This is a genomic window from Citrobacter sp. Res13-Sevr-PEB04-36 (genome assembly GCF_015672735.1).
In the GTDB taxonomy this organism is placed as follows: domain Bacteria; phylum Pseudomonadota; class Gammaproteobacteria; order Enterobacterales; family Enterobacteriaceae; genus Citrobacter.
Genome location: NZ_JADABY010000014.1, coordinates 192320 through 210950 on the forward strand (window position 1 = coordinate 192320; position 18631 = coordinate 210950).

The 18631-nt window shown below is 53.5% G+C and carries 19 protein-coding genes; 7 read left to right on the top strand and 12 right to left on the bottom strand.

Annotated features, from left to right (window positions below):
* Positions 1-8 precede the first annotated feature (8 nt).
* Entirely contained in the window at positions 9-1109 is a 1101-nt protein-coding gene (locus IMQ48_RS04300; protein WP_196208042.1) for an aminotransferase class I/II-fold pyridoxal phosphate-dependent enzyme, read from the top strand.
* A gap of 62 nt (positions 1110-1171) precedes the next feature.
* Here the strand turns inward: IMQ48_RS04300 and IMQ48_RS04305 are convergent, their stop codons facing one another.
* The 6 genes from IMQ48_RS04305 to tsgA form a co-directional block, all read right to left on the bottom strand.
* Positions 1172-1342 carry a YhfL family protein gene (locus IMQ48_RS04305; RefSeq protein WP_187253783.1) on the bottom strand — a complete coding sequence of 57 codons (171 nt, stop codon included), beginning with the start codon at positions 1340-1342 and terminating at the stop codon, positions 1172-1174.
* A gap of 272 nt (positions 1343-1614) precedes the next feature.
* Positions 1615-2988: a siroheme synthase CysG gene (gene cysG / locus IMQ48_RS04310; RefSeq protein ID WP_196208043.1), complete on the bottom strand. Its 1374-nt coding sequence runs from the start codon at positions 2986-2988 to the stop codon at positions 1615-1617.
* A gap of 11 nt (positions 2989-2999) precedes the next feature.
* Positions 3000-3809, bottom strand: coding sequence for a nitrite transporter NirC (gene nirC, locus IMQ48_RS04315; protein ID WP_196208044.1), 810 nt, complete (start codon positions 3807-3809; stop codon positions 3000-3002).
* Between the two features lie 173 nt (positions 3810-3982).
* Positions 3983-4309 (bottom strand): nitrite reductase small subunit NirD, encoded by a 327-nt coding sequence (gene nirD / locus IMQ48_RS04320; RefSeq protein WP_115257314.1) that lies wholly within the window; start codon positions 4307-4309, stop codon positions 3983-3985.
* A complete protein-coding gene (gene nirB / locus IMQ48_RS04325) occupies positions 4306-6849 on the bottom strand; it encodes an NADPH-nitrite reductase large subunit (protein ID WP_196208045.1) in 2544 nt (847 codons plus the stop codon). Before nirB ends, nirD begins: the two co-directional genes overlap by 4 nt.
* 273 nt (positions 6850-7122) lie before the next feature.
* A complete protein-coding gene (gene tsgA / locus IMQ48_RS04330; protein ID WP_196208046.1) occupies positions 7123-8304 on the bottom strand; it encodes an MFS transporter TsgA in 1182 nt (393 codons plus the stop codon).
* Between the two features lie 345 nt (positions 8305-8649).
* Between tsgA and ppiA the strand changes: the two genes are divergently transcribed.
* From ppiA to IMQ48_RS04355, 5 genes are all read left to right on the top strand, one after another.
* Positions 8650-9222, top strand: a complete 573-nt coding sequence (gene ppiA / locus IMQ48_RS04335; RefSeq protein ID WP_096759295.1) for a peptidylprolyl isomerase A — start codon at positions 8650-8652, stop codon at positions 9220-9222.
* A 107-nt stretch (positions 9223-9329) separates the two neighbouring features.
* Positions 9330-9497, top strand: a complete 168-nt coding sequence (locus tag IMQ48_RS04340) for a YhfG family protein (protein WP_096759296.1) — start codon at positions 9330-9332, stop codon at positions 9495-9497.
* The gene (locus IMQ48_RS04345; RefSeq protein ID WP_196208047.1) at positions 9487-10089 is read left to right on the top strand and encodes a putative adenosine monophosphate-protein transferase Fic; all 603 of its coding nucleotides are present in this window, start codon (positions 9487-9489) and stop codon (positions 10087-10089) included. The genes IMQ48_RS04340 and IMQ48_RS04345 overlap by 11 nt, the downstream gene beginning before the upstream one ends.
* 30 nt (positions 10090-10119) lie before the next feature.
* Positions 10120-10683 carry an aminodeoxychorismate synthase component 2 gene (gene pabA, locus IMQ48_RS04350; RefSeq protein WP_196208048.1) on the top strand — a complete coding sequence of 188 codons (564 nt, stop codon included), beginning with the start codon at positions 10120-10122 and terminating at the stop codon, positions 10681-10683.
* 85 nt (positions 10684-10768) lie between these two features.
* Positions 10769-11986: an aspartate aminotransferase family protein gene (locus tag IMQ48_RS04355; RefSeq protein WP_196208049.1), complete on the top strand. Its 1218-nt coding sequence runs from the start codon at positions 10769-10771 to the stop codon at positions 11984-11986.
* Positions 11987-12085: 99 nt separating this feature from the next.
* Here the strand turns inward: IMQ48_RS04355 and IMQ48_RS04360 are convergent, their stop codons facing one another.
* Complete coding sequence (locus tag IMQ48_RS04360; RefSeq protein WP_196208083.1) at positions 12086-14173, bottom strand: YccS/YhfK family putative transporter; 2088 nt, start codon at positions 14171-14173, stop codon at positions 12086-12088.
* A gap of 51 nt (positions 14174-14224) precedes the next feature.
* On the bottom strand, positions 14225-14857 hold the full coding sequence (crp, locus tag IMQ48_RS04365) for a cAMP-activated global transcriptional regulator CRP (RefSeq protein ID WP_000242758.1): 633 nt from the start codon (positions 14855-14857) through the stop codon (positions 14225-14227).
* Between the two features lie 309 nt (positions 14858-15166).
* On the opposite strand from crp, the gene IMQ48_RS04370 reads away from it, so the two are divergent.
* Positions 15167-15571, top strand: a complete 405-nt coding sequence (locus IMQ48_RS04370) for an OsmC family protein (RefSeq protein WP_096759301.1) — start codon at positions 15167-15169, stop codon at positions 15569-15571.
* Between the two features lie 98 nt (positions 15572-15669).
* Here the strand turns inward: IMQ48_RS04370 and IMQ48_RS04375 are convergent, their stop codons facing one another.
* The 4 genes from IMQ48_RS04375 to IMQ48_RS04390 all read right to left on the bottom strand — a co-directional run bounded on the left by IMQ48_RS04375 (position 15670) and on the right by IMQ48_RS04390 (position 18630).
* Positions 15670-16539 (bottom strand): phosphoribulokinase, encoded by an 870-nt coding sequence (locus tag IMQ48_RS04375; RefSeq protein WP_196208050.1) that lies wholly within the window; start codon positions 16537-16539, stop codon positions 15670-15672.
* Between the two features lie 52 nt (positions 16540-16591).
* Positions 16592-16810, bottom strand: a complete 219-nt coding sequence (locus IMQ48_RS04380; RefSeq protein ID WP_096759303.1) for a YheU family protein — start codon at positions 16808-16810, stop codon at positions 16592-16594.
* Positions 16811-16812: 2 nt separating this feature from the next.
* Entirely contained in the window at positions 16813-17829 is a 1017-nt protein-coding gene (locus IMQ48_RS04385) for a hydrolase (protein ID WP_196208051.1), read from the bottom strand.
* A gap of 81 nt (positions 17830-17910) precedes the next feature.
* A complete protein-coding gene (locus tag IMQ48_RS04390) occupies positions 17911-18630 on the bottom strand; it encodes an NUDIX domain-containing protein (protein WP_117342452.1) in 720 nt (239 codons plus the stop codon).
* Position 18631: the final 1 nt, after the last annotated feature.

Sequence of the window (18631 nt, forward strand, 5' to 3'; positions counted from 1 at the left end):
GCACGTAAATGATGACGTTTCCCCTGCAGAGCCTGACGCTTGCAGAAGCGCAGCAAAAGCAATTTGCGCTGGTAGATACCCTCTGCCGTCATTTCCCAGGTGCTGATTTTTTAGCCGGTGGCGATGTTGGCCTAAGTCCGGGACTGAATCAGCCTCGGGTAACGCAGCGTGTGGAAAAAGTGTTGGCTGATGCGTTTCATGCTGAAGCTGCCGTTCTGGTTCAGGGCGCGGGCACCGGGGCTATTCGCGCTGGTCTGGCGGCATTGCTTAAACCCGGTCAGCGGCTGTTAGTTCACGATGCGCCCGTTTATCCCACCACTCAGGTGCTTATTGAGCAGATGGGGATCGTGCTGGTCAGGACGGATTTCAACGATCTTGCGGCGATTAAGCAGGCTATTACTGAGCACTGTCCTGATGCCGCGTTGGTGCAGCATACGCGTCAGCAGCCCCAGGATCGTTACGTTTTAGCCGAGGTGTTGGCGGAAATTACAAAATGTGGCGTGCCGACGTTAACCGATGACAATTACGCAGTAATGAAAGTCGACAGGATCGGCTGCGAATACGGGGCGACGCTGTCCACCTTCTCTTGTTTTAAACTCTTCGGTCCGGAAGGGGTGGGGGCAGTAATTGGTAAAGCCGATGCTATTGCCAAAATTCGTGCGACGCAGTATTCAGGCGGTAGCCAGATTCAGGGGGCTCAGGCACTGGAGGTTGTTCGCGGTTTGGTGTTTGCTCCGGTGATGCATGCTGTTCAGGCGGAAGTTTCCGAACATCTGCTGATTATGCTCAATAGCGGAGTGATAGCGGAGGTGAAAAAAGCGGTGATTGCCAACGCGCAGTCGAAAGTGCTGATCGTTGAGTTTCATCGGCCGATTGCCTCAAGAGTATTGATAGAGGCACAAAAACGAGGTGCGCTGCCGTATCCGGTCGGGGCAGAGTCGAAGTATGAGATCCCTCCGCTTTTTTATCGCCTCTCCGGAACGTTCCGTGAAGCGAATCCATTACTGGGCGATTATGCGATTCGTATTAATCCCAATCGTAGCGGAGAGGACACTGTGCTACGTATTTTACGTGAGAGCGTCAGTGCGGTTACGTGCGAGTCAGTGTAATTTATTAAATGTGATAAAACCGGGAAATTCCCGGTTTTTTTGTATCTGCGCAATCGCTTTTATTACTGATCTGCAGCAGGGCCACAGCCACCAATAATTTTAGAAATTGAAATCGCCGGATGGAGGAGATAATCGTAGCTGCAGTTATTTTTTTTGTTCTCGATATGACCAGTACATGCGGTCAGTGTAGCCAGAACCCCAGCAACAATGGTGATTTTTGCGAATTTAAACATGTTAAAATCCTTGTTAGATATCTACTTTTAAATGGATGAAATCCATTTCTCGGCGATTAAGATATCAACTAAAATAAACTTTAAGTAGTCCGAATAAAGACATAACAATGTTTATATGAATTATATATTTAATGAATTAAATATCTGTAAACTTGGCTTTATTATAATAATTAACAGGCGGATTATTGAAAGAGATATATTGAACGCATCAATTTTTTATTTTTTACATTATAAATAAATGCCCTGAATCTCAGGGCATTATCGGAGCTCTGTTAATGATTCGAGAACCAGTTCAGCTTATCGCGCAGCCCAACCACGCGACCCACAATGATCAATGCCGGGCTTTCAACCTGTTGCGCCAGTTCACCGAGCTGCGGCAGGATGCCGTTGACGACGCGCTGTTTCACGGAGGTTCCGTTTTCGACCAACGCAACCGGCATATCAGCGGGCATCCCAAACTCGATCAATTTTTCCTGGATAGTTGCCGCCTGATTCAGGCCCATATAGAACACCAGCGTTTGTTTTTCTGCTGCCAGGTTTTCCCAGTCCAGCTCGCCACCGGTTTTCAGGTGTCCGGTGACCAGACGTACGCTCTGGGCGTAATCGCGATGCGTGAGTGGAATACCGGAATAGGCGGAACAACCGGAAGCAGCGGTAATACCTGGAACCACTGAGAACGGGATCCCAGCATGGCACAGGGTTTCCAGCTCTTCACCACCGCGACCAAAGATGAACGGATCGCCGCCTTTCAGGCGCACCACGCGCTTGCCCTGTTGCGCTTCGTTCAGCAGGATCTGGTTGATTTCTTCCTGCGGAACGCAGTGATAACCCGCGCGTTTGCCTACAAAGATACGATCAGCATCGCGACGTACAAGATTCATAATTTCGTCAGAAACCAGGCGGTCATACACCACGACATCGGCCTGTTGGATCTGTTGTAGCCCTTTCAGCGTCAGCAGTCCGGCATCGCCTGGCCCGGCACCAACCAGCACTACTTCGCCACGATGGTCCAGCGGTTCGCTGAGCATCTGCTCGGTGGTTTCTTCTACTGCTTGCCGATCGTTGTTCGCCAGAGATTGCGCCAGCCTGTCGTTAACAAACAGCTTTTCCCAGAAGCGGCGACGTTCACCCATACTGGCGAACTGCTTTTTCACCCGGGAACGTAGCTGGCCTGCATATTGCGCGACCTGGCCCAGATGCTGTGGCAACACGGATTCGAGTCGTTCACGCAGCAGACGCGCCAGAACAGGCGAGGTACCGCCAGAGGAGACCGCCACCATCAGCGGCGAACGGTCAATAATCGAGGGCATGATGAAACTGGCCGCTTTTGGTGCGTCGACCACGTTACAGAAGATGCGGCGTGATTCAGCGGCGTTGCTGACGCGAAGGTTGACGGCATCGTCATCGGTGGCGGCGATCGCCAGCCAGCAGGAGTCGAGCAGGGCTTCGTCAAACGGCCCCTCAACCAGCGTCAGCATGCCTTCATTTGCCCATACGGTGAACTGTGGAATAAACGCCAGCGCATTAACCGTTAAACGGGCGCCTGCTTCCAGCAGTAACCGCGCTTTGCGTTCTGCGACATCACCACCGCCGACGATCAAGCAGTCGCGGTCACGTAGTTGACAAAATATAGGCAAATGATCCACGACATTACCCCTTAATTATTGGCAGCAGCCTCAGTTTGGTTGATTTTTGCCGGAACGGGACGCTCCGATTTTGGCGTAGCATACCAATAACCCAACCCCATGAATACGACACCGGACAAAGTATTACCGAGTGTCACCCACAGCAGGTTATGGCCAATTCCGGACAAGGTATAGGCATCGCTGTGATGACCGAACCAGGAGAGCGCAAATAGCGTCATGTTGGCAACGGAGTGTTCATAGCCGGAAGCGATAAACGCCAGCAGGCACCACCAGATGGCGAGGAACTTCGCCGCACCTTCTGTACGGATTTCCATCCAGATTGCCAGACAAACCAACCAGTTACACAACGCACCTTTAAAAAATAGTACGCTGGCAGGGGCTGTAGTTTTCGCCAGGGCAACGCTATGTACGATGCTGGTATCGACAGGCAGCAGACTACCGCCGCCCCAGCTGTACAGCAGGGCGACAAATACGGAGCCGACCAGGTTACCCAGCCAGGTTTGCGGCAGAATGGCCCACATCTGACCGTGGCTGATGGTGCCGGCCTTCACGCCAAGAGTCAGGAACATAGTGTGTCCGGTGAACAGTTCTGAACCGGCAATAATCACTAACGTCAATGCAATACCAAAGGTTGCACCCATCACCAGCGGACGCACGGATGGGTCAAGCAGATTGCCAAGCGTGAAAATAAGAATGATGCCGAGACCGACATAAGCACCCGCCATGGCGGAGCTGACCCAGAATCCGAGCGGATTGTTGGCCGACAGGCGTGCAATGCGCGCAGCGTTAGCCGCACACTTATTGATAGTGTCTGTAAACATGTGTTTGATTATCCTTGAAGAACAAAAAGTAAAATAAAATCGTAACCGTAGGCCGGATAAGGCAGTTATGCCGCCATCCGGCAATGTGCCTGATGGCGCTACGCTTATCAGGCCTACCAAAAAGGCCTACCAATACGTCTAAAAAGGGAGGCATTGCGCCTCCCAATAATTTACTAACCGCGCAACTGCACCATGCCGTCTTTCACCCGGGCTTCGTAGTGCGCCACGGAATGACTTTCGTCTTCCATGCACAGACCGTCGCTGAGGCGGAAACGCTGTTTTTTCAGCGGGCTGGCAACCCATAGCTCGCCCTGGTGCTCAGCAATAATTCCGCGTGAAAGTACGCTGGACTGGAAGAACGGGTCGATGTTGCTGATCGCAAACACCTGGTCGCTGTGATAAGGACGGAAAATCGCTACTTGCTCTTTACCTAACAGGGCGCAGACGCCTGTTGCAGGCAGAATGTCATCGATTTTGCAGATGTTTTTCCACTGGCTCATGCGTTTTCCTCCACCAGAGTGACCGGGATACGCTCATACGGCGTGGCCGGGCGATGTTGTTCACGTTCAGGTACAACCTGGACATTCGGATCGCGTTTATCGCTGTTGATAAAGTGCTTGAAGCGAACCTGTGCGGACGGCGTGTTGACGGTTTCCGTCCACTCACATACGACGGCTTCACGCAGACGCGCCATCTCTTCTTCCAGATGTTCGTTCAGGCCAAGCTTGTCGTCGATGATGACCGATTTCAGGTACTCGATGCCGCCTTCCAGGTTATCTAACCATGGTGCGGTACGGGTCAGTTTGTCCGCAGTACGGATGTAGAACATCATGAAGCGGTCAAGGTATTTCATCAGCGTTTCACGGTCGAGATCCGCTGCCAGCAGGTCCGCATGGCGTGGTTTCATCCCGCCGTTACCACAGACGTACAGGTTCCAGCCTTTTTCAGTGGCGATGATACCCACGTCTTTACCCTGGGCTTCTGCGCACTCACGGGTACAGCCAGAGACGCCGAACTTCATTTTGTGCGGTGTACGAATGCCCTTGTAGCGGTTTTCCAGCTCAACGCCGAAGCCTACGCTATCGCCGACACCATAACGGCACCAGGTGCTACCCACGCAGGTTTTCGCCATACGCAGCGCTTTGGCATACGCATGACCGGTTTCGAAGCCCGCTTCAATCAGCTGGCGCCAGATTTCCGGCAGGTCATCTTTCTGAGCGCCGAACAGACCAATACGCTGAGAACCGGTGATCTTGGTGTACAGATTGAATTCACGGGCGATACGGCCTACGGCTACCAGACCTTCCGGGGTAATTTCGCCACCGGCAGAGCGTGGGATAATGGAGTAAGTACCGTCTTTCTGGATGTTGGCCAGGAAGTTGTCGTTGGTATCCTGCAGCGGCGTGTGCTGCGGCTTGAGGATGTACTCATTCCAGCAGGAGGCCAGCAGGGAACCGACGGTCGGTTTACACACTTCACAGCCGTAACCTTTACCGTGTTTCGCCAGCAGCTCTTCGAAGGTTTTAATACCTTCCACGCGGATGAGATGGAACAGTTCCTGACGCGAGTACGGGAAGTGATCGCACAGGTTGTTGTTGACTTCGATGCCCTGTTTCGCCAGCTCGGCGTTCAGCACCTGGGTTACCAGCGGAATACAACCGCCGCAGCCGGTACCGGCTTTGGTTTCGGCTTTCAGCGCCGCAACGGTGTGGCAGCCTTTGTTAATGGCGGCAACCAGCATGCCTTTGGTGACGTCGAAGCAGGAACAAATCTGCGCGCTGTCCGGCAGTTTATCCACGCCGATGGACGGCTTACCGCTGCCTGAGTGTGCTGGCAGGATCAGTGAATCCGGGTTTTCCGGCAGTTCGATGGCGTTCAGCACCAGCTGCAGCAGGTTGCCGTAATCGCTGGTGTCACCCACCAGAACCGCACCCAGCAGCGTTTTGTTATCTTCGCTGACGATCAGGCGTTTGTAGACTTCTTTGCTTTCGTCGAGGTAAACGTAGCTACGGGCACCCGGTGTACGCGCATGTGCGTCGCCGATACCGCCGACATCTACGCCCAGCAGCTTCAGCTTGGCGCTCAGGTCTGCGCCTTCGAAAGCATTTTTGCTACCGAGAATATGGTCAACGGCGACCTGCGCCATTTTGTACCCCGGCGCGACCAGGCCATAAACGCGGTCATTCCAGCTGGCGCATTCGCCGATGGCGTAGATATCCGGATCAGAAGTCTGGCAGGCGTCGTTAATCACGATACCGCCGCGCTGAGCCACATCAAGGCCGCACTGGGTTGCCAGTTTGTCACGTGGGCGAATACCGGTGGAGAAGACGATGAAGTCGACTTCCAGTTCGCTGCCGTCGGCAAAGCGCATAGTTTTACGCGCTTCAGTGCCTTGCTGGACGATCTCTTTGGTATTTTTGCTGGTGTGCACACGCACGCCCATGCTTTCAATTTTGCGACGTAACTGCTCGCCACCCATCTGATCCAGCTGTTCAGCCATCAGCATCGGGGCGAATTCAATCACGTGGGTTTCAACGCCTAAGCTTTTCAGGGCACCTGCGGCTTCCAGACCCAACAGGCCACCACCGACAACGGCGCCGCGTTTACTGCGACGAGCGCAAGACTCAATGGCGTTGAGGTCTTCAATGGTACGGTAAACGAAACAATCCTGCGTTTCCGAACCTTTAATCGGCGGGATCCACGGGTAGGAACCGGTTGCCATGATCAGCTTATCGTAATAGACCGTACGGCCTGCGCTGGAGTGGATCACCTTCTCCTGACGGTTGATGGTAATCGCGCGTTCGCCGACTAATACTTTAACGCCATGCTTCTCGTAGAAGCCTTCACGCACCAGAGACAGCTCTTCAGCGGTGTGATGAGAGAAGTAAGAAGACAGGTGTACGCGGTCGTATGCTTTGCGGGGTTCTTCACAGAAGACGGTAATATCAAACTTGTCCGCATCGGATTTATCAAGAAGATCCTCAATAAAGCGATGGCCGACCATACCATTACCGATAATAGCGAGTCTGACTTTGCTCATTTTTGCCTCGATTTCTTTTCTATTACTGCCTACCTTAACGATTCAGCAACCCCGCTTATTGATACAAATCAATTTCGCCCTTATATACTCCTTAAGAGGTATATAACTGATTTGTCAGCGTTTTTATAAGTCACGGAATTGACAGGCTTTTCATGTTTGTATGATTAGCGTACAAATTAAGGGGTTTTAGCGTGTGTTGGCCGGGATCCTAAGGGTAAGAAAAGGGAGTGATAAAATGCCGGATAAGGCGACGTCGCCATCCGGCATTTAGGTTTACTGTGCAGCCGGTGCGTTATGCTGGCGATGACGCGTGACAAACCCAAGGATAAAGCACATCACGAATACCACGGCATACAGACCATTCGCGGTTTGTAATGCGGCCAGAGGACCGCTGTGGGCAACGATCGGACCGGTCACCACGAAGGTTAACATGGTCCCAATGGTGCCGCAGGTCAGGACGAAGTTAACCAGCTTCGGTGAAGCTACTTTGGTCTGCTGGGAGCCGAGGGTGATAATGGTGGTATAAATTGCACTGGAGAAGAAGCCCAGCGTCAGAATGAACCACGGCATGTGTTCTGGCGTGCCGGTGATGAACAGATACATCAACACGGTTGCCAGGCCTGCCAGCACGGTCAGGATGCGCTGCAAATCAAAGAAGCGCAGGATAAAGCTAAACGCCCACATGCCCACCATATAAGACATCCAGAAATCGCTGACCAGCTTACCGGCATCGTTCAGGCTCATGCCGAGGCTTTTAGCGTATTCCGGCACCCAGGAGATAAAACCTAGCTGACCGAGGATGTAGCACAGTGCGGCGATGGACAAAAACAGTACGCCAATACCCCACTTCTCTTTTGCTACTGGCGTTTCCGGCTGCTGCGCATGTTTACCCAACGCCGGGAACTCGCAGCCAAAGGTCAGCAGGAAAATGGCGACGTACACCAGGCCGATACAGGCGTAGACCCAATACCATTCAATGCTGCGAGCCAGCAGATACGCTGCAACCATTGGGAAAATCATGCCTGCCATGCTGAAGAAGGAGTCGGTAAACAGCAAGCGAGACCCACGCTGGCGGCCTTCATACATCTGGGTGACAAGGAAAGTACCAATTGACATGGTGATCCCGCTGACGACCCCCAGCACAAACATGGCGGCAGAGAACAGCGCCAGGCTATGAGTGAGCATCAGTCCGGCGACGGCCAGCAGCATCAGGATAAAGCCAAAGCGCAACTGCGTTTTCAACGGGACAATTTCCATCAGCCAGGCATTCAGAAAAATAGAGATCAGAATACCGGCATTCAGGAAGGTGAAGGTGTTACTCATACTGGAAACGGGCAAATGGAAATAGTCTGCGATGTTTCCCATCACCATCCCGGTGACAATTACCAACGCGCCTGTCAGGGCGTAGGAGAGAAAGCTAATCCATGTGAGCTTGATACGATTGCTGTTAGTCATGACTGGCCTGTATAAGATACACATTACTCTCCACGCTGCCTTCCGGCTTTTGCTGTGAGACATCATGGAGACTTTTGTGTATATGGAAGTAAAGCGCATTGACAGCGCGATGAACGGGCGGATTCTAGGCGCTTTAGTGATGCATTTAAATGTTTATTGATGCACGCCGTGAATGTTACATTTTTTAATGTGATCTTCATCACTAAGATGCATAATGCAGTCGTATAGTTCGTTGAGTTACATTTGTTTCAAGTTCGTAAAATTAAGTAAAGGGATGGCCTTGTCATGGAAGGCTCTTTAGAATCAATTCACTTGCTTCATTTCTGCTCTTGTAAAGGAATTCTCATGCTCAAATCGACTCTGGCGGCTGTTGCAGCTGTTCTCGCTCTTTCTGCCCTCTCTCCCGCAGCACTGGCAGCGAAAGGTGACCCTCGTGTTCTGCTGACAACCTCTGCCGGTAACATTGAGCTGGAACTGAACAGCCAAAAGGCCCCGGTTTCAGTGCAAAACTTTGTCGATTATGTAAACAGTGGTTTCTATAACAACACCACGTTTCACCGTGTGATCCCTGGGTTTATGGTGCAGGGGGGCGGTTTTACCGAGCAGATGCAGCAGAAGAAACCTAACCCGCCTATCAAAAATGAAGCCGATAACGGGCTGCGCAATACCCGTGGCACCATTGCCATGGCGCGGACCGCAGACAAAGACAGCGCAACCAGCCAGTTCTTTATCAACATTGCGGACAACGCTTTCCTCGATCACGGCCAGCGTGACTTCGGATATGCCGTCTTTGGTAAAGTGGTGAAGGGGATGGATGTCGCGGATAAGATAGCCCAGGTGCCGACTCACGACGTCGGCCCTTACCAGAACGTTCCGTCCAAACCGATTGTTATCCTGTCTGCGAAAGTCCTGCCGTAATCGTATTTTTGCGCGGGCGGTTCCTGCCCGCGTTCTCTCCCTTCTCTGCGTAACCCGAAATTGCTGCTTATACTTGTGGCAAGTGCCGGCACATTCAGGGAGGTCACGTGAAAAAACTCACCGATAAACAAAAGTCCAGTCTCTGGGAGCAACTGCGAAACGGCAATTTCCAGGCTAGCAGACGACTGGAAGGCGTGGATATTCCACGGGTTACGCTGAGTGCTGAAGATGCCCTCGCGCGCCTTGAAGAATTGAGGAGGCACTATGAGCGATAAATTCGGTGATGGGCGCGATCCCTATTTGTATCCTGGCCTGAATGTGATGCGTAATCGTCTGGGGGTTCATCAGGCCCAACGTCTGGCGCAGGCGGCCTATGAATTGACGGCGCTCCGGGCGGCGACGATTGGGCTGGGCCCGCTAAAACGCGGCTTGCCGCATCTGTGTGCTATTCATCGTGAACTCTATCAGGATATTTTTGACTGGGCGGGCCATCTGCGCGAGGTCGATATTTACCAGGGCGATACCCGCTTTTGCCACTTTGCCTACATCGAGAAAGAGGGCAACGCGCTGATGCAGGACCTGGAAGACGAGTCCTGGCTGGTGGGGCTGTCAGCGGATAAGTTCATCGATCGACTGGCGCATTATTATTGCGAAATTAATGTGCTGCACCCATTTCGTATTGGCAGCGGTCTGGCCCAGCGTATTTTCTTCGAACAGTTAGCGGTCCATGCCGGGTATATGCTCAGTTGGGATGGTATCCCGGTCGAAGAGTGGAATCAGGCCAACCAGAGTGGTGCGATGGGCGACCTGTCGGCGCTACGGGTGATATTTCGTAAAGTGGTAAGCGAAGCCCGAGAAACTGGGTAGAATAACGCGGTTTTCTGTACCGGAGCCGCCATGATCCTGCTTATCGATAACTACGATTCTTTTACCTGGAACCTGTATCAATATTTTTGCGAACTGGGCGCTGAGGTCCTTGTCAGGCGCAACGACGAGCTGACGCTGGCGCAGATTGACGCGCTGAGCCCGCAAAAAATCGTTATTTCCCCCGGTCCCTGCACGCCGGATGATGCCGGGATTTCGCTGGATGTCATCCGTCACTATGCGGGAAAAATATCGATGCTGGGCGTCTGTCTGGGTCACCAGGCGATGGCGCAGGCATTTGGTGCCAGCGTGGTGCGGGCGGCCAAAGTGATGCACGGTAAGACCTCCCCGATTACGCATACCGGACAGGGCGTTTTTCAGGGGCTGGCGAACCCACTAACGGTGACGCGCTACCACTCTTTGGTGGTTGCCCCTGAGACGCTGCCGGCGTGCTTTGAGGTAACGGCCTGGAGTGAGACGCAGGAAATCATGGGCATTCGCCACCGCGAGTGGGATCTGGAAGGCGTGCAATTCCATCCGGAGAGTATCCTCAGTGAGCAGGGGCATCAACTGCTGGCTAATTTCCTCAATCGGTGATTTGTAGTTGCTATTAAGTGATTTTTTATTCATATTTTATGATTATAATTTCACTAACATTTCTGCTTAACTGGGTGGTAATGACATGGCAACTGAACAAACTGCAATTACGCGCGCGACCTTCGATGAAGTGATTCTGCCGATTTATGCACCGGCAGAGTTTATTCCGGTCAAAGGGAAAGGAAGTCGAGTCTGGGATCAACAGGGGAAAGAGTATGTTGATTTCGCGGGCGGCATTGCGGTTACCGCGTTAGGGCATTGCCATCCGGCCCTGGTCGAGGCATTGAAAACCCAGGGCGAAACTCTGTGGCACACCAGTAATGTTTTCACCAATGAACCCGCTTTGCGCTTAGGCCGCAAAATCATTGATGCGACCTTTGCCGAACGCGTGCTGTTCATGAACTCCGGCACCGAAGCCAACGAAACCGCCTTTAAGCTGGCGCGCCACTATGCCTGCGTCCGCCATAGCCCGTTCAAAACCAAAATTATCGCCTTCCATAATGCGTTTCATGGCCGCTCGCTGTTTACCGTTTCCGTCGGTGGGCAGCCAAAATATTCTGACGGCTTTGGCCCAAAACCGGCGGACATTATTCATGTACCGTTTAACGACCTGCATGCGGTAAAAGCGGTGATGGACGATCACACCTGCGCGGTGGTGGTCGAGCCGATTCAGGGCGAAGGTGGTGTTATGGCCGCCACGCCGGAATTCCTGCAGGGCCTGCGCGAACTGTGCGATCAGCATCAGGCATTGCTGGTATTTGATGAAGTGCAATGTGGTATGGGGCGTACCGGCGACCTGTTTGCCTATATGCATTATGGCGTGACGCCAGACATCCTGACCAGCGCCAAAGCCCTCGGCGGCGGTTTCCCGGTGAGCGCGGTGTTGACCACTCAGGAAATCGCTTCTGCTTTCCATGTCGGTTCACACGGCTCGACCTACGGCGGTAACCCGCTGGCCTGTGCGGTGGCGGAGGCGGCGTTCGACATCATCAACACGCCGGACGTGCTGGACGGTATTCAGTCCAAACGCCAGGCGTTTGTTGCGCATTTACAGAAAATCGATGCTCAGTATGACATTTTTAGCGATATTCGCGGTATGGGGCTGCTGATTGGCGCGGAGCTGAAGCCACAGTTCAAAGGTCGGGCGCGTGATTTCCTCTACGCCGCCGCCCATGAAGGAGTCATGGTGCTGAACGCGGGGCCGGATGTGATGCGTTTTGCGCCATCGTTAGTGGTGGAACAGGCGGATATTGATCAAGGGATGCAGCGTTTCGCCCAAGCGGTGGCGAAGGTGGTGGGCTGATTGGTTGATTGCCGGATGGCGGCGTAAACGCCTTATCCGGCCTACAGGGTAAGGTGTGATTCGTAGGCCGGATAAGCGTAGCGCATCCGGCAGTCGATCTTAACCTTTCATATCCCGCAACCGGCGGCTCAGCCAGATACCGTGGTGCGGGCGCTGACGCCATGCCACTGACGAAATGGTGTGCATGGTATTCAGATGCCCCAGTATACGTTGCAGGTGCTGCTCCAGGGTACTTAACGGACCGTGGGACAGCATCTCCGACGACTCAAGAATGTTCACATCGCCGGAACTTCCCGGCCCGTCATATTCCAGCCGCTGCTGACAGCGCTGAATCGCAATCTCGCAGGACTCCAGATACCGCTGCGCCAAATCCGGCGTCAACATAGTGTGTTCTCTGGCCAGCGTGGTCATCGCGTTAATGTGTTCGACGATGAACTGGCTGTGTGTGACCCACAGTTTCATATCGGCCAGATAGTGCGAGTTGAATCCCGGCTCCTGCATTGCCTGGTTCAGTGAGTTAAACAGCGTGTTATGCGCCTGATTGACCCGCATACGTTGATACGCCAGCGGTGTGGCCTGCGGATCGTTGCTGAGGATCAGGCGAATGGCTTCCTGGTCGGCTTCCAGCGCATCGTGGGCGTTTTTGCGCAGCAGGCCGCTCTGCCACTGTGGCCACAGCCAGAGCGTGCCACCAAAGGCAATCAAACAGCCCAGCACCGTATCGACAAAACGCGGCACAATAAACTGTTCCCCGTTCAGCGTCAGCAACTGCAGAGTGTACACCGCCGTGACTGTAAAGCCGACGGTGGCCCAGCCGTAGTTTTTGCGCATGATCAGATAGCTGACGAGGGTGATGACCAGCATGGCCGCCAGCGTAAACCCTTCCGGAATATGAAAGTGCAACGTGACGCCAGCAATCACCAGCCCAACAAGCGTGCCCAGCGAACGATGCAGAATGCGTACCCGCGTGGCACCGTAGCCATTTTGCGTGACGAACAGGACCGTCATCAGGATCCAATAAGGTTTGGGCAGGTGTAAGGCGCTGCCCATCAGGCTGGCGATGCTCAGCATGACGCTGATACGCCCGGCATTACGTAGCGCGGGAGATTTCAGCGAAAGATAGTTTTTCAGGGCTGGGAGTAACGGCAGGCGGCGCTGTTTGTCGGCCATTAAATCCCGAGCATACAGCGGTCGCTGGGTACGCAGCACGCGGGCAATGCGGCTAAAGTGCCAGTAACAAAACTGCCCGACCGGGTTTTCCGGGTGCTGGTTGGCAATTTTCTCCAGCGTGCCAATCTGTTTTTCCATCGAAAAGCGTGTCGGCAAGCGGTGATACAGAATGTCATCTGCCAGAACACGTAACCGGTCGGCGACGGTGCGCGCATTCCAGCGAATCACCTGCTCCGCATGGCTGCGTTCGACCAGCTTCTGCACCTCTTCCGGCTGATGCAGGCTGACGGAAATATGCTCCTGTAAATCCAGCGCCTCCTGAAAGGCCCGCAACAGGCGTTTGTACTCGTTGTTGTGATGTGCCGACAGCATATGCATTTGCTGATAGCACTGGGTGATCAGATCCACCGCTTTTTGCTGGCGAACCAGCAGCGGGGGCAGCGCTTTTTCAGGATCGACGTGCTGGGTTAGCAGGCTGTATTTTGCTTCACAGTAATCGGCCAGTTCGCGGTATAACAAGCTGAGCGATTCGCGCAGTGGCTGCTCACGCCACAGCCAGAACCAGAACCAGTTGAACGCGCCGTACCACAATGTTCCCAGCGCATAGATCAGCAGCGGTTCCCAGACCGGCATGTTTCCGGCCAGGCTTAGCGTGAAAATAGCGGCAATCAGCGAGGCGGGCAGCAGTCGTGCATGCAGTGGGCTTAACTCGGCGGTCACACCGAGAATGAGCGTCAGGCCGGTGAGGATCAACGGTAGTGCAATGTTTTCTGCCAGCAATAGCTGCATGATCAGGCTGCATCCGGCAAACAGTGACGCGCCAATAACTAAGCGTTTAAAAAATCGCTTATGCGGGGTATCAAGACCGGCAATGTTGCAGCAGGCGGGGACGAGGGAGAAGAGCAGTCCCAGATGAAGCTGGCCGATGATAAGACCGACAGCCACGGGTAAACATAGCACCAGCGTTTGTCGTAGTGCGTAGTTGATCTCTGGGTGATAAATCAGTCTTCGCCACATCGGTGCAAACAAAAATGGCGCATTACCAGGTAACGCGCCATTTCGATGAGGTTAACGCGTGCCGTAGACGACGATGGTCTTACCGTGTGCGGAGATCAGGTTCTGATCTTCCAGCATCTTCAAGATACGACCAACGGTTTCACGGGAGCAGCCAACGATCTGGCCAATTTCCTGACGGGTGATTTTGATCTGCATGCCGTCCGGGTGGGTCATCGCGTCAGGTTGTTTCGCCAGGTTCAACAGGGTCTGGGCGATACGACCGGTGACATCCAGGAAGGCAAGGTTGCCCACTTTTTCGGACGTTACCTGCAGGCGACGGGCCATCTGAGAAGACAGGCGCATCAGAATATCCGGGTTAACCTGGATTAATTGACGAAATTTTTTGTATGAAATTTCAGCGACTTCACATGCGGTTTTAGCACGTACCCAGGCGCTACGTTCCTGGCCTTCTTCAAACAGGCCTAATTCACCAATGAAGTCGCCCTGATTCAGATAAGAGAGGATCATTTCTTTCCCTTCTTCATCTTTGATCAGCACTGCCACTGAGCCTTTAACGATGTAATACAACGTTTCCGCTTTTTCACCCTGGTGAATCAGCGTGCTCTTCGATGGGTACTTATGAATATGGCAATGAGACAAGAACCATTCGAGAGTCGGGTCTGTTTGCGGTTTGCCAAGCACCATGCGCGGTTATCCTCTGTTATAAGCTGTCTCCAGAGCCAGAAAACGACGCTGCCTCTGGGGTTGCAAAAATATGCTTCCCGCTACCTGGGAAAGGGGCTGCTAAAAAGTGAACTGCAGCCTGTAATGTGATGTCCTCTGCATACATGCAGTACGTCAATGTATTACTGTAGCATCCTGACTGTTTTAGCATAGCTTTCGCCGTGTGTCTCCTGGTGTCTCGCTTCAGCATGACTCAGGTCGCCTTCCGTTGCGAGAATTGTTATGTACGCGTAATCTGTCAGGAAAATTGAAACATTGGAGTTACGAAATATGCAAGCGCGTGTAAAGTGGGTTGAGGGGTTAACCTTCCTCGGTGAGTCCGCCTCTGGCCACCAAATCTTGATGGACGGTAACTCCGGTGATAAAGCGCCGAGCCCGATGGAAATGGTACTAATGGCTGCGGGTGGCTGTAGTGCGATTGATGTGGTGTCGATCCTGCAAAAGGGTCGTCAGGATGTGACCAACTGCGAAGTGAAGCTCACGTCCGAACGCCGTGAAGAAGCACCGCGTCTGTTTACCCATATTAATCTGCATTTCATCGTCACCGGTAACGATCTGAAAGACGCTTCCGTGTCTCGTGCCGTCGATCTCTCTGCGGAAAAATACTGCTCCGTGGCGTTGATGCTGGAAAAAGCGGTGAATATTACCCATTCCTATGAAGTGATCGCCGCGTAATACATGATGCCGGATGGCTGCGTAGCCTTATCCGGCCTACAGGACTCTATCGACTCGTAGGCCCGATAAGCGTAACGCCATCGGGCACTTCCCACGCTTCACCCGATTTTTTTGCCTTCCATCAGTCGCTGGACCAGCGGCAGCATAATCAATTCCATCGCCAGACCCATCTTGCCGCCCGGCACCACTAATGTATTGATATGGGAAATGAATGAGCCCTGCAGCATTGCCAGCAGCCACGGGAAGTCGATGCCTTCCAGATTACGAAAATGAATCACCACAAAGCTTTCATCCAGTGATGGAATGCTCTTTGCTGCAAAAGGGTTGGAGGTGTCGACGGTCGGTACGCGCTGGAAGTTAATATGCGTACGGGAAAACTGTGGCGTGATGTAATTGATGTAATCGTCCATTGAACGCACGACTGAGTCCATTACCGCCTCGCGGGAGTGACCGCGCTCGCTGGTGTCGCGGGTCAGCTTCTGGATCCACTCCAGATTGACGATCGGTACCACGCCGACCAGCAGATCAACGTGCCGCGCCACGTTTTGCTGCGGCGTCACCACGCCACCGTGCAGGCCTTCATAGAATAAGACGTCCGTCGGTTCAGGCAGTGGCTGCCACGGGGTAAACGTCCCCGGCACCTGATTCCACGGTACGGCCTCATCGTAAGTGTGCAGATATTTTCGTGACTGGCCTTTGCCGGTCTGGCCGTATTCACTGAAGGTTTGTTCCAGCAGGCCGAAGTCGTTAGCTTCGGGGCCAAAGTAACTGATGTGTCGCCCGGCATCGCGCGCTTTGCGGATCGCCATGTCCATCTCAGGACGGGTATAACGGTGAAAACTGTCGCCTTCCACCTCGGCGGCGCACAGATTTAACTGCGCGAAAATTTTACGAAACGCGAGGCTGGTGGTGGTGGTCCCCGCGCCGCTGGATCCTGTTACCGCAATCACCGGATGTTTGGCAGACATAATAACTCCATGGATAGGTTAGTTTTTATTATAGTCAGCCGCCGGCTGCGGGTTACTCGCGAAACTGTTTTCGCGGCATAATGTTGACCGTTTCATGCAGTTCTGACCATACCAGTACAGCTTCGCCAGATTGTAACTGGCGTCGGACGTCGGCGACTTTTTGTTCGAGCGAACGTTCATGTTCACCATAATCGGTGCCTTCGCGCAAGACAAAGCTTTCAATCAGATTGTCCAGCGCTTCAGGGGATAAGTCCTGCCAGGGGATCTGCATGGTTATGCCTCCAGATACGTTGTCAGCCAGTCGGGAATACGGGATTCCAGCCACATCTCAGGATGACGCAGCGTGCCGCCAATAAACCCAACGTGTCCACCGTGCTCGGTTAACTGATATTCCACCTGCGAGGGCAGATTTTCCGGTTTGGGGATCACGTGGTGATCCATAAAAGGATCGTCCTTGGCGTGAATAATCAGCGTCGGTTTTGCGATCTGGTTGAGCAGTGGCATGGCACTACACTGACGATAATAGTCTATCGCATCGGCAAAACCGTGGATTTTGGCGGTGATCAGATCGTCAAAGTCACGAATGCGGCGCAGTGATTTCAGCTGCGCCAGACTCACTGGCAGCGAACCAGGATAAGCCTCAAGTTTGCGTGAGGCATTGGCTTTTAACAGATTAAGCAGGTAGCGCTGGTAGACGCGGGAGAACCCTTTTTCCATGTGATAGCTACAGGCTTCCAGCACGAACGGCGCGGAGACAATAACCGCGGCATCAATCGGGATAGCGTTCCCTTCTTTGGCCAACAGGCAGGCCAGCATGTTGCCACCGAGCGAGTAGCCGACCGCTGCGGTTGGCACGCGGCCGAACTCGCGCTCCAGCCAGCGTAAAAACCAGGTACCGTCCTCGGTCTCGCCGGAGTGATAAATGCGGTTCAGGCGATTCGGCTCGCCGCTGCAGCCGCGAAAATGCATCACCACGCCTAACCAGCCGCGCTTTTGCGCCGCCTCAATCAGACCGTGGGCGTACGGGCTGTTCAGGCTACCTTCCAGACCGTGAAAAACCACCAGACGCGGTTTGTGTTTCGCCTGATGTGGATCTTCACTCCATGCCAGATCGACAAAGTCGCCGTCGGGTAATTCCAGACGCTGCCAGTGGGCATCGAACTTCACCTTACGGCGAATTAAACGCGGCAGCATGGTTTGCAGATGGCGATTACTGATCCCGCGCATCGGGCGGAATTCTCGCGAATCATCGGCAGGGAGATTCATTTCTGTTGGAGTGATTTCAACCATAACACCAGAGCAATTAATCATCGAAAAGAGCGACTATACCGCGCGCAGGGCCTGCGGGTTAGCCAATATGTGATTTTGTACTTATTCAGCCAGCAGGTTACGTGAGAAAAGATGAAAATCTACACCCGGTTTACGTCGCCACAGGCGGGCTTTCCGCGTGCCGGTGGCCATGCTTTCACCGGTATCTTCAAACATATCTGAGGCCTCAAAGCGGCGGATCAGGCTTTTGCGCTGAATCGGCTGGCCGAGGATAACTTCTGTGGCTTCCTGTAGCTGACCATGAGTAAAGGTATCCGGCAAACAATAAACGGGCAGTAAAGAATACTTCGTTTTTTGCCGCAGCCGGTTCAGGGCGGCATCAATGATCGCCTGGTGGTCGAAGGCCAACGGATAGTCGGCAAGCTTATCAACCGGGACCCAGCGGGCATCGCTGACGCTGGCAATATGCGGTTCGCAGTCCACCCACGCGATCAGCGCAAACCAGGTGACTGTCAGGCTCCAGCCACGCGGGTCACGATCTGGCCCGGAAAATGTGTCCAGCTGTTCCAGCCACGAAGGCGAAACGCCTGTTTTTTCAGTAAGTTTACGCAGCGCCGTGGCGCGAGTGGAATCATCGTGTGCCATATCAATAAAGCCGCCGGGTAATCCCCACCGTCCTTTCTGCGGCTGGTTTGCGCGTTCGACTAGCAGCACGCACAGCGCCTGTTGATGCACGGTAAACAACACGCTATCCACCGTTACCAGCGGGGAGGGAAAGCGGCGGGCGTCGTACTGATTCAGGTAGTCGGCTTCGGTGGTCATA